Source organism: Roseomonas chloroacetimidivorans (assembly GCF_049629625.1).
In the GTDB taxonomy this organism is placed as follows: Bacteria; Pseudomonadota; Alphaproteobacteria; order Acetobacterales; family Acetobacteraceae; genus Roseomonas; species Roseomonas chloroacetimidivorans.
This window is the reverse complement of sequence record NZ_JBNBZS010000070.1, coordinates 16,595-27,160: the sequence shown is the minus strand read 5'-3', so window position 1 is coordinate 27,160 and position 10,566 is coordinate 16,595. Positions and strand designations below refer to the sequence as shown.

The window sequence follows — 10,566 nt, the reverse complement described above, 5'->3', positions numbered from 1 at the left end:
GAACTGCTTGAGCTTGGCAAAGAAGTTCTCGATCAGGTGCCGCGCCTTGTAGAGATGCCGGTCGTAGTCCCGCTTCTGCTTCCGGTTGCCTTTTGGCGGGATGATGGCCGCCTTGCCTGCCGCAGCCAGAGGCTCCAACACGCGTGCGTCGGCATCGAAAGCCCGATCGGCGATCAGCGCATCGGCCGCCATATCGGGCAGCAACGCGTCAGCACCGGCAAGATCATGTGCCTGGCCGCCGGTCAGAGCAAAGCCGACCGGATTGCCGAGTGCATCCACGAGGGCGTGGATCTTGGTGCTCAGGCCACCCTTGCTGCGCCCGATGGCCTGCTCGCCACCCCCTTTTTGGGCGCCCCCGCGGCGTGCTGGTGAGCGCGGACCACCGTGCTGTCGAGCATCGCGTATTCCGTGTCCGCCTCCGCCGCGAAATGCCGGAGCAGGCGCTCCCATATGCCGCGCTTGGCCCAGCGGCTGAACCGCGTATGCACCGCCTTCCACGAGCCGAACTGGTCCGGCAGGTCGCGCCAGGGAATACCGGCGCGGTAGCGATAGACGACCGCCTCGACGAACAGGCGGTTGTCGCGCGCCGTCATGCCGACATGGCCAACCCGGCCGGGCAGCAGGCCCTCGATCCGGGTCCACTGATCACCACGCAACGCGTATCGCCGCATCCGCCGGCTGCTCCACAACTTGCCGGCACCCTATGAATCACCCCAGCGCCATCCTGGGAATCCCCCATCTGAGGACACGTCCAAGGCAGTCCGGGGTGCCGGACCTGACTTAGCCACACCAGTCTTGCAGCAATGAAAATAAAATGCATTGTATGTTGACTATGATAGATACGCCTGTACAGAGCAGGTGCCGGGGAGGTGTAACCGGGATGAGAGATGTGGTTTGCAGGCCCAGCCTCTTGGGCCGCCGGGGACTACTTCTGGCTGCCAGCGGTGGCTTCATCGCGGGGCGCCCGTCCCGCGTCAGTGCCCAGGGCGCGGAACGGAGTTATCCCAGCAGGCCCATACGCCTCGTCGTACCTTACGGTGCAGGGACGAGCACCGACACCATGGCTCGCCTTATCGGCCCGGCCATGTCCAAGGTTCTCGGGCAGCCGATCGTGGTGGAGAACCGGCCTGGGGCTAGCGGCGCCGTCGGCAGCGAAGCCGTTTCCCATTCCACGCCGGACGGGTACTCGCTCCTGATGCGGGCGGTCGCGTCCCATGCGATCCTGCCGACGCTGATGCCCAGGCTGCCCTATGATCCCCTGCGTGACTTCACTCCGATCTCGCTGACGACGAACGCGCCGAACCTGATGGTGGTGAACCCGAAAGTCCCGGCGCGGACCCTGCCGGAGTTCCTGGACTGGGCTCGCCATCAGCGAGACAAGGTGGCCTATGCCTCCGCGGGAAACGGCACGTCCAGCCACCTTGCGGGAGAACTCCTAGTGCTGCGGACCGGCGCGCCGTTGGAACACGTGCCCTACAGTAGCGGCGCGCAGGCCGTCACGGACGTGATCTCCGGACAGGTACCGATGCTGGTCTACCAGGTCACGGCGGTGCTGGCCTATGTGCGAGACGGTTCGCTGCGGGCTCTCGCCACGACGTCCGATACACGGCTGACCTGGACGCCAGACGTCCCGACGGTTCAGGAGGCGGGGATCCGCGATTTCGACGTGGCCGCCTGGCACGGGCTCTTCGGGCCGGCCGGGGGCTTCCGGCACCGATCGTCGAAGCTGTCTACGCGGCACTCAGGTCCGCGCTGGACGACCCTGCGCTCCGGCCGCGGATCCAGGAGCTCGGCCTCGTGCCGGTTGGGATGCCCCCGGCGGAGTTCAGTCGCTTCCTGAAGGCTGACATTGTGAGGTGGCGGGAGGTCATCCACGCCGCAAACATCAAGGCGGACTAGTGGGCAAGGCGCAGAGCGCATTGAGAGAGCAGCCAAGATTGTTTCAGGGGCACCAGGCATCGTATGACAATCCCTTTGGCCAATCGGCCCAGCTAGAAGGGATTACAGGACCCGTGGAGTACCGCACGAAAGAGGAGCAGGTCGCCGATTATCTTCGGGAGGCGATTCTATCCGGGCATTTCCCCCGCGGTACGCGCCTGAAACAGGCCGAGGTAGCCAAGACCCTCCAGATCAGCATCACGCCGGTACGGGAGGCGCTCAAGCTCCTGGAAGCCGAGGGATACATCAGCGGCAACTCCTACAAGGGTGCGGTCGTGGCGCCGCTCGATGTGGCAGCCTCCGTGGAAACGTTGAACCTGCGCATCCTGCTTGAAGGGCAGCTGATCCGGCACGCGGTCGAGAGAGCAACAACGGAGGATCTGCGCCTAATACGCGGCCTTGCCGACGAGTTCGCCGAGGCTGTCAGGAAGAGAGACAGCGCCGAGGCGAGGGCCTCCAACTACCGCTTCCACAAGCAGATGTACGCTACGGCAAACCTGCCCCAGACACTGCACTTCGTGCAGATCCTGTGGGCCCGCTACCCATTCGACGTGATCAACCGCGTCGAGGGGCGGGCGATACGCGCCGTGGAGGAGCACGAGGAGCTGCTGCGGGCGATGATCGAGGGTGACCTCGCCGGCGCGATGCTCGCCCTGCGGCGCCACATCGAGGCGGGTTGGGCAACGGTGAAGGACCAGTCGGAAGCGGGGGGCGCCAGCCCACCCGCGCCGGGAGTTCGGAAGCGGTCGCGAAGCGGCAAGGAGGAGAAGCTAGATGAGTGATTCGGTACTGCTCGTCATGGACATGATGAACGACCTGATTCATCCGGAGGGGCCCAACGCGAAGACCTATGCGCCGATCGTTGCGGAGTGGGGCGTCATCGAGCGGACGCGCGGCCTGATACGGAAGGCGCGCGACGCTGGGGTGCGCGTGGGCTTCGTGCGCGTGGGCTTCTCGCCTGACTACGTCCAGTGCCCGCCCAACTCCCCCGTCTTCTCCGCTGCGCGGCAAAGGGGGTTGTTCAAGCTCGGCAGTTGGGGAACCGAGGTCTATGCGGCTCTGGAGCCGCAGCCGGACGATCTGGACATCGTGAAGCACAGGGTCAGCCCCTTCTATGGCACCTCGCTCGAGCCGACCCTGAGGGCCCTGGGAACAAGGCGCCTTTTTCTCACGGGTGTGTCGACCAATGGTGTCGTGCACACGGGCGCCCGCGAGGGGCACGATCGCGACTACGCCTGCGTGGTCGTCGAGGATTGCTGCGCCGGGATCTCCGACGAGGAGCACCGGAACGCCATCTTCTGTATGCAGCGCTTCACGAAGATCCAGACCGCCAGCGAGGTGGACTTCGCCCACTGACCATTCCTCTTGCCGTCCCAACACGGGGGCAAAGCGCGCTTACCGTCGCGCTACGTCGTCCGCGACAAGGTAGGCGCGTTGTAAACCTGCCTCGGATACCTGTGGTCAGAGGATAGTACCGGCACGGCCTGCCAATCCTGCTGCGCTCACCAGCATTCCTGTTCGATTTCTATCAGCTGAAGGACCAACAGACGGGTTGTAGACGCGAGAAGAATGCATTATGCATTATGCCGATGACGGAGGAGGGCCGCGAGCCCTGGTGGCGAAATAACCTACCAAGGCGCGTCCTACGCGGTGTGGGGCGCGCGCACTCCTCCCGCCCTGTCGGGCATCATCGACTGGATATTCCGGCCGACCGCCGCGGTGCTTGACGATGGATCGCACGCTTCGCGGTTTCGGCGTGCAACTTCGAGGAGGAAACGACCGTCATGCCTTGCCAAAATCCCCAACCTGCGGGGCAGCCATGAACAGCATCAGCCCGCAGATCACGGCTCGCCCCATCGCCGGCGCGCTCGGGGCCGAAGTCTACGGCGTCGGCCCCCTTGCCAAGGCTTCCGACGAGACCATCGCGCGCATTCGCGAGCTCTGGCTCGAGCACTCGGTGATCTTTTTCCGTGAGCAGCTGCTGGAACCGAAGGAATTCGTCGCCTTCGCACGGCGCTTCGGGGACGTGGTCCACTACCCCTTCCTCAAGGGGCTCGATGAAGCGCCGGAGGTGATTACCGTCGCCAAGCGCGAGGACGAGCGCGTCAACTTCGGTGGGCTGTGGCACACGGACACGGCCTACCTGGAGCAGCCGCCCATGGCGACGATGCTGGTGGCTCGCGAGATCCCGCCCTTCGGCGGCGACACGCTCTTCGCCAGCGGCTACGCGGCCTACGAAGCGCTTTCCGACGGCATGAAGAAGCTGCTCGACCCTTTGAGGGCCATTAACAGCTCCGCTAAGGCCGAGAGGACCCGAACGCGGGAGGACCGCAAGGCGGGCGAGGAGCGCAAGGTGCTAGAGGCAGCGCATCCCGTGGTGCGGACTCATCCCGAAACGGGGAGGAAGGCGCTCTACGTCAACGGAGGCCACACCCTTCGCTTCGAGGGCATGTCGGAAGAGGAGAGCGCGGGCCTGCTCGCCTACCTCTTCGAGCATCAGGTAAGGCCGGAGTTCACCTGCCGCTTCCGCTGGGAACCGGGCTCCATCGCGTTCTGGGACAACCGATGCGCGCTGCACAATCCGGTGAACGACTACCATGGCTACCGGCGGATCATGCACCGCGTCACGCTCGCCGGGGACACGCCGAGGTGAGGTCCGCGGCAACCGGAATATCCAGGCGGGGCGTGCTAGCGGGGATGACTGCCTTGCCGGCCGTCGCCCGGGCCCAGGCGCCCTGGAGCGCGGCGCGCTCCGTCTCGCTGGTGGTGCCCTTCGCCGCGGGCGGGACCACGGACGTGATGGCACGGCTCCTAGCTGAACCGCTCGGCCGGCGCCTTGGCCAGACCGTGGTCGTGGAGAACGTCACGGGCGCTGGCGGCAATATCGGGGCGGAGCGCGTGGCCCGTGCGCCCGGCGACGGCCACACGGCGCTGTTCGCGCATGTCGGGGTCTTCGCCGTTAACGGCCATCTCTACCGCGCGCCCGGCTTCCAAAGCAGCCGCGACTTTGCCCCGGTCGGGCTGGTCTGCACCAACCCCATGGTGCTGCTGGTCTCCGCCCGTTCAGGCATCGCGGATCTGGGGGAGCTGGTCCATCGCGCGAGGAGCGGGGACCTGCGGATCGCGACATCCGGTGCCGGCTCGACCCTGCATCTCGCCGCGCTGCAGTTCCTGGACGCGACGGGCGGCCGCGCGGACCTCATTCCCTATCGCGGCGGAGCGCCGGCGGTGAACGACCTGCTCGCCGGGCAGGTGGACATGCTGATCGAGCAGGCCTTCAGCGCGGTGCCTAATGCCCGGGAAGGGATGGCCAAGGCCCTGCTGGTCACGGGGAGCAGGCGCCTGGACGTTCTGCCGACGGTGCCCACGGCCAAGGAGGCGGGCCTTGCCGGCCTCGACATGGAGGTCTGGAACGCCCTCGTGCTGCCCTCCGCCGCGCCCGCGCCGGTCCGAGCCGCGTGGGAGGCGGCGCTGGCGGCCTCGCTGGAGGAACCGTCGCTGCGGCGCCGCTACGAGGGCATGATGGGCCGGATACCGGCCGGGCCGGAGGCGTCGGCCGCGCATCTGGGCGCGCTGATCGAGGCGGATACGCGCCGCTGGGGCGAGGTGCTGCGCCACAGCAACGCCGCGAAGATGGATTGAACGACATGCGCATTCTGGTTCTCGCGGGCGACGGGGTCGGCCCCGAGATCACGGCGGCCACCCTTGCCGTGCTCGATGCGGCACGGAGCCGCTTCTCCCTGTCCTTAAACCTCAAGCACGATGTGGTGGGCCGGGAGAGTCATCGGCTCCACGGTACCACCGCGCGGAGCGAGCTGCTTGCTGAGGCCCGCCGGTCAGATGGGGTGATGCTCGGTCCGGCCGACATCCTGGAGAGCGACGACGAGCGGCGCGGAGAGATCAATCCCTCGAAATTTTTCCGTAAGGGGCTGGACCTCTTTGCTAACATCCGCCCGTGCCGGACCTATGCCGGGCTTGTCGGGAAAGTCGGCGAGTTCGATCTGGTCGTGGTGCGGGAGAACACGGAGGGCTTCTACGCCGACCGCAACATGGAGGCGGGCAACGGCGAGATCCTGGTCACGCCGGAGGTGGCCATTTCGCTGCGGCGGATCACCAGGGCCTGCAGCCTTCGCGTTGCGCGGGCGGCCTGCGATCTGGCCATGCGCCGCGGGCGCCGTGTCACGGTGGTGCACAAGGCCAACGTGCTCAAGGTGACGGACGGGCTGTTCGTCGGCGCGTGCCGCGAGGTGGCCGCCGACTATCCCGAGATCTCGCTGGAAACGGTGCTGGTCGATTCCATGATGGCCCATGTCGTGCGGGACCCCCGTCGCTTCGACGTGGTCGTCACCACGAACATGTTCGGCGACATCCTCTCGGATCTCACGGCCGAGCTGTCGGGCAGCCTTGGGCTGGGCGGATCGCTCAATGCCGGGGCGGAGCATGCGATGGCTCAGGCTGCCCACGGCTCCGCGCCCGACATCGCCGGCAAGGACCTGGCCAACCCCTTCTCTCTGGTGCTTTCGGCCGCACTCCTCTTGGCCTGGTTCGGTCGCCGGACCGGCAGGGCAGAGTTCGCGACCGCCGGCGCGGCCATTGAGGCCGCCGTTTCCGATGCTATCGGCGCCGGGGAGGCGACGCGGGACATCGGCGGTCGCCTCGGCACCGCCGCAACCGCAGAAGCGCTCGCTGCCCGCATCCGCGCGAACTGACTCAGCTTCCCCCTTCACACCTAGCACTTCGGAGCAGGTCTTTCGTATGGGTCATGGATCGTCACCGCTGACCGCTATGGGTGCCGCCTCGCTGGAGGCGTTGCAGCGGCAGTTCCGCCTCGATCCGGCTTCGGTCGATCCGGGCTGGCGCGTTCTCTTCGAGGTGCTGGAGGAGGTTGAGCCAGTGAGCGGCCTCGCGAACCGGCCGGTGGCGGGCGATGCGGTGACGGCCCGGCTCGCCGAGGCGGTCCGCGCCCGCGGGCATCTGCACGCGTGGGTCTGCCCGCTCGCGCAGGAGCAGTCGCCTCTGGTCTCGCGGCTGAAGGAGAGCGAGCCTCCGGCCCAGCCCCTACCCCCCGAAGCCCTGGAGCGCCTCTATGGCGGCACGCTGACCGTCGAGACCGCCCATATCGATGCCGCGGACGCGCGGGCTTGGCTCCTCTGGCAGTTCGAGGCTGGGGCGGGAAATTCCGGGCCCGAGGAGAAGCGGGCCGTCCTGGGCGGGCTCATCGCGGCAGACGAGTTCGAGCGCTTCCTGGGCGTGAAGTACCCCACCAAGAAGCGCTTCGGCGCGGAGGGCGCGGAGGCGGTGGTGCCACTGCTGCGCCGGCTGCTGGAGCAGGCGGCGGCTTCGGGCGTGACCCATGTGGTCATCGGCACGATGCACCGGGGACGGCTGAACCTGATGGCCAACGTGCTAGGCAAGGACCTCACGCGGATGTTGGCCGAGATTAAGGGGATGCATCCCTTCTCGCCCGGTTCCGACCGCGCAGGGGACGTGCCCTATCATCTGGGCCTGGAGACGTCCCTGGAGATCGGCGGACGTCAGCTCCGTGTCACCCTCCTCGCCAATCCCTCCCATCTGGAGGCGGTCGATCCGCTCGTGCTGGGCCGGGCCCGCGCGCTGCAGGAGCTGGAGGGCGAGGAAGGGCGGGCGAAGGTCCTGCCCATCATCCTCCACACTGATGCGGCGGTCATCGGCCAGGGAGTCGTGCCGGAAACTCTGCAGCTCGGCGGGACGGCGGGCTTCGGAACCGGCGGGACCGTCCACGTGGTCATCAACAACCGCATCGGCTTCACCACGGAGGAGCGGGACGCTCGCACCTCCACGCACTGCACGGGCGCATGGAAGGCCATCGATAGCGGCATCCTGCACGTCAACGCGGACGATCCCCTGGCGGTGTGCCGCGCGGCGGAGCTGGCCTTCGGCTACCGGAAGAGCCAGGGACGGGATGCTGTGATTGACCTCGTCTGCTACCGCCGGAACGGCCACAACGAGATCGACGAACCTACCTTCACGCAGCCGCTGCTGTACCAGCGGATCGCGGCCAAGGAGCCGGTGGCATCCGCCTTCGCCGGGCGGTTGGTGTCTGAGGGCATCCTCACCGAGGAGGAGGTCGCGGCGGAGCGGGGCCGGAACCGCGACCGGCTGCAAGATGCCTACGAGCAGGCGTCGGAGTACCGCCCGAACGTCGCGATGGAGGTTGAGGAGGCGCAGTCCACCTTGGCGCCCGAGACCGGTGTTCCGCCGGAGCTGCTTCGCTCCATCGCAGCCCGGCTGGCCGAGGTCCCCACGGGCATGGCGCTGCATCCGCGCATGGGGCGGGTGCTCAAGCAGCGCATGGTGGCGGAGGGGGGACAGGTAAGCTGGCCCGTCGCGGAGGCGCTCGCCTTCGGCTCGCTGCTGACGGAGGGTGTCCCAATCCGGCTTAGCGGACAGGATGTGGTGCGCGGGGCCTTCTCCCACCGCCATTTCGGCCTGGTCGACACCGGCACAGGCGCGATGCATGTTGGCCTGAACGGGCTGGCCGAGGGGCAGGCGCGCTTCTCCGTCTATAACAGCCCGCTCTCGGAATACGCGGTGCTCGGCTTCGAGTATGGCTACAGCCTGGCACGGCCGGATGTGCTGACGCTGTGGGAGGCCCAGTTCGGCGACTTCGCCAACGGCGCGCAGATCGTCATCGACCAGTTCGTCATGTCGGCCGAGGAGAAGTGGGGTGATCGCTCGGGCCTCGTGATGCTGCTCCCGCATGGGCTGGAAGGGCAGGGGCCGGAGCACTCCTCGGCACGGCCGGAGCGCTACCTGCAGATGGCGGCGAAGGACAACGTCCGGATCGTCATTCCCAGCACGCCCGCCAACTACTTCCACCTGCTCCGCGAACAGGCCCTCGGAAGCATCCGGCGGCCCCTGATTGTCATGAGTCCGAAAAAGCTGCTCCGCCTGCCCGCCGCGGTCTCGCCCCTGGACGACTTCGCGCCGGGCCGATGCTTCCGGCCCGTAATCGCCGGGGCACCCCGGGGCGATGTGGGTCTGGTCCTCTTCTGCTCGGGCAAGATCGCCTACGAGCTGGAAGAGGAGCTGGCACAACGGCAGGCCGACGGGGCGGTGGTGGTCCGGCTGGAGCAGCTCTACCCGTTCCCGGCGGAGATCCTGGCCGAGCTGGCCCGCCGCTGGCCGGACGCCCGATGCCGTTGGGTCCAGGAGGAGCCGGAGAACATGGGCGCCTGGAGCTGGGTCCGCCCCCGGCTGGAAGCCGTCCTCGCCAGCGCCGGCCTCGGCTCGCCGCAGCTGGCCTATGTGGGCCGTCCTGAATCGCCGTCGCCGGCCGGCAGCTTTCACGGAGACCACGATGCCGATCAGCGTGCCATTGTCGAGCGTGCCTGTGCCGCCGCGGCACCTGCCCGGGCGACGAGGGCCGCGTAGTGGGCCCGCTATCTGGCCTTCGGGTTGTCGAGGTTGCGGCCTTCATCGCGGCGCCGAGCGGGGGAATGACGCTGGCGCAACTCGGCGCGGACGTGATCCGGATCGATCCGATCGGCGGCAATATCGACTACCGGCGCTGGCCGCTCTCGCCCGAGGGCACCAGCCTGTACTGGACCGGGCTGAACAAGGCCAAGCGCTCGGTGGCGCTGGCGCTGAACCGGCCGGAGGGGCAGGAGATCGCCCGTGCCCTGATCTGCGGCGCGGGCGAGGATGCCGGGATCCTGCTGACCAACCTGCCGGCAAGCGGCTGGATGAGCCATGCGGCGCTTTCCGCGCACCGGCCGGACCTGATCATGCTGCGGCTGATCGGCAATCCGGATGGCAGCGGCGCGCTGGACTACACCGTCAACTGCGCGGCCGGCTTCCCCATGGCGACGGGGCGTGGCGGCGAGCCGGTGAATCATGTGCTGCCGGCCTGGGACATCGCGGCGGGGCTTTACCTGGCGACCGGGCTGCTGGCGGCGGAGCGGGTGCGGCGGCGCGAGGGGCGTGGGCAGGAGGTGGTGCTGTCGCTGGCGGATATCGCCTTCGCCTCGGTAGCCAATCTGGGATACGTGGCCGATGTGCAGGTGAACGGGGCCGTTCGCCAGCCGATCGGAAATGACCTCTACGGCGCCTTCGGGCGGGACTTCCCGACGGCGGATGGGCGGCGGGTGATGCTGGTCGCCATCTCCAACCGGCAATGGCGGGCAATCGGGAAGGTCACGGGCCTGGCGGAAAAGCTGGCGATGATCGGGCCCATGCTGGATGTGGACCTGAATGACGAGGGCGGGCGCTTCGAGGCGCGGCACGCCATCGGGGCGGTGCTGGCACCGTGGTTCGCCCGGCATACGCTGGCGGAGGTCACGCGGCTGTTCGAGGGCAGCGGCATCCTGTGGGGCCCCTACCAGGATTTCGGGCAGCTCGTGCGGGAGGACCCGCGCCTCTCCACTGCCAACCCGATGTTCGCCGAGATCGAGCAGCCCGGCGTCGGCCGCATCCTGGCCCCTGCCGTGCCGCTTGCCTTTTCGGGCACGCCGCGCCCGGAACCGTGCCCGGCGCCACGCCTCGGCGAGCACAGCGACGCGGTGCTCGCCGAAGTCCTCGGCCTGTCCGCCGCCGCGATCGGCAAGCTGCATGATGCCGGCATCGTGGCCGGCCCGGAGGAACGCTGAC

General features: G+C 67.9%; 8 protein-coding genes and 1 pseudogene. 8 read left to right on the top strand and 1 reads right to left on the bottom strand.

Annotated elements, in window-relative coordinates; genetic code table 11:
* Positions 1 to 671 (bottom strand): annotated as a pseudogene (locus ACO1BU_RS28905) (IS5 family transposase); the annotation flags it as partial.
* 389 nt (positions 672 to 1,060) lie between these two features.
* Here ACO1BU_RS28905 and ACO1BU_RS28900 point away from each other — a divergent pair.
* From ACO1BU_RS28900 to ACO1BU_RS28865, 8 genes are all read left to right on the top strand, one after another.
* The gene (locus tag ACO1BU_RS28900) at positions 1,061 to 1,840 is read left to right on the top strand and encodes a Bug family tripartite tricarboxylate transporter substrate binding protein (RefSeq protein ID WP_424139426.1); all 780 of its coding nucleotides are present in this window, start codon (positions 1,061 to 1,063) and stop codon (positions 1,838 to 1,840) included.
* Positions 1,841 to 2,012: 172 nt separating this feature from the next.
* On the top strand, positions 2,013 to 2,720 hold the full coding sequence (locus ACO1BU_RS28895) for a GntR family transcriptional regulator (protein ID WP_424139425.1): 708 nt from the start codon (positions 2,013 to 2,015) through the stop codon (positions 2,718 to 2,720).
* Positions 2,713 to 3,294: a cysteine hydrolase family protein gene (locus tag ACO1BU_RS28890; protein ID WP_424139424.1), complete on the top strand. Its 582-nt coding sequence runs from the start codon at positions 2,713 to 2,715 to the stop codon at positions 3,292 to 3,294. Before ACO1BU_RS28895 ends, ACO1BU_RS28890 begins: the two co-directional genes overlap by 8 nt.
* A gap of 463 nt (positions 3,295 to 3,757) precedes the next feature.
* Positions 3,758 to 4,591, top strand: a complete 834-nt coding sequence (locus tag ACO1BU_RS28885; protein WP_424139423.1) for a TauD/TfdA dioxygenase family protein — start codon at positions 3,758 to 3,760, stop codon at positions 4,589 to 4,591.
* A 44-nt stretch (positions 4,592 to 4,635) separates the two neighbouring features.
* The gene (locus tag ACO1BU_RS28880) at positions 4,636 to 5,580 is read left to right on the top strand and encodes a Bug family tripartite tricarboxylate transporter substrate binding protein (RefSeq protein ID WP_424139422.1); all 945 of its coding nucleotides are present in this window, start codon (positions 4,636 to 4,638) and stop codon (positions 5,578 to 5,580) included.
* 5 nt (positions 5,581 to 5,585) lie between these two features.
* On the top strand, positions 5,586 to 6,647 hold the full coding sequence (locus tag ACO1BU_RS28875; protein ID WP_424139421.1) for an isocitrate/isopropylmalate dehydrogenase family protein: 1,062 nt from the start codon (positions 5,586 to 5,588) through the stop codon (positions 6,645 to 6,647).
* Between the two features lie 76 nt (positions 6,648 to 6,723).
* Complete coding sequence (locus ACO1BU_RS28870; RefSeq protein WP_424139420.1) at positions 6,724 to 9,351, top strand: 2-oxoglutarate dehydrogenase E1 component; 2,628 nt, start codon at positions 6,724 to 6,726, stop codon at positions 9,349 to 9,351.
* Positions 9,351 to 10,565: a CoA transferase gene (locus ACO1BU_RS28865; RefSeq protein ID WP_424139419.1), complete on the top strand. Its 1,215-nt coding sequence runs from the start codon at positions 9,351 to 9,353 to the stop codon at positions 10,563 to 10,565. The genes ACO1BU_RS28870 and ACO1BU_RS28865 overlap by 1 nt, the downstream gene beginning before the upstream one ends.
* The last annotated feature ends 1 nt before the right edge of the window (position 10,566 follow it).

Bases quoted from the DNA above. Each gene is read 5' to 3' on its own strand.
- ACO1BU_RS28875 (WP_424139421.1), top strand. From the start codon at position 5,586: ATGCGCATTCTGGTTCTCGCGGGCGACGGGGTCGGCCCCGAGATCACG.
- ACO1BU_RS28890 (WP_424139424.1), top strand. From the start codon at position 2,713: ATGAGTGATTCGGTACTGCTCGTCATGGACATGATGAACGACCTGATT.
- ACO1BU_RS28900 (WP_424139426.1), top strand. From the start codon at position 1,061: ATGGCTCGCCTTATCGGCCCGGCCATGTCCAAGGTTCTCGGGCAGCCG.
- ACO1BU_RS28880 (WP_424139422.1), top strand. From the start codon at position 4,636: ATGACTGCCTTGCCGGCCGTCGCCCGGGCCCAGGCGCCCTGGAGCGCG.
- ACO1BU_RS28870 (WP_424139420.1), top strand. From the start codon at position 6,724: ATGGGTGCCGCCTCGCTGGAGGCGTTGCAGCGGCAGTTCCGCCTCGAT.
- ACO1BU_RS28885 (WP_424139423.1), top strand. From the start codon at position 3,758: ATGAACAGCATCAGCCCGCAGATCACGGCTCGCCCCATCGCCGGCGCG.